General features: G+C 39.4%; 1 protein-coding gene. It reads right to left on the reverse strand.

Features of this window, described 5'->3' with window-relative positions; all coding sequences use genetic code 11:
- Window positions 1-436 (reverse strand): PD-(D/E)XK nuclease family transposase (locus FLK20_RS21425; RefSeq protein ID WP_194165722.1); only part of this gene is annotated, 436 nt, incomplete at both ends.

A 436-nucleotide genomic window follows, 5' to 3' on the forward strand; every position in this document is an offset into this window, starting at 1 on the left:
TGCTCTTTCATCTCTTCCATTTCCTGTTCCAATAACTCTCTATCCCGCTTCTTGGATTGCTCATCTAAAATTTGCTTCAAACGTGTTTCATATTCCCAGCGCTCTTCTTCTGTACGGCTTAAATCTTCCCAAACCCGCATCGCAACATGTAATGTTTTATCCACCATTGCAATCTCCTCCAATTCCTGATAGATATCATTGTAGAAGTGATTCTTTCGTCTATCAACAGTTCCTAACAGCAGCAGCCAGCGTGTTAAGACATCCTCCCACGGATCCAGCTGATTCTTCTTCCAGGCAGTGATTAGTTTAGGAATCTCCACAAAATGAAATTCAATCATACCGGTTAATGGATATTTCTCCTTCATCTCGTATAAACGAAAGATATTATGAAAGGCATCTGTTTCATCCAGCAGGTTAAAATGCATAATATTAATAC

The organism is Oceanobacillus sp. CFH 90083, assembly GCF_009389585.1.
Classification (GTDB): Bacteria; Bacillota; Bacilli; order Bacillales; family Amphibacillaceae; genus Oceanobacillus.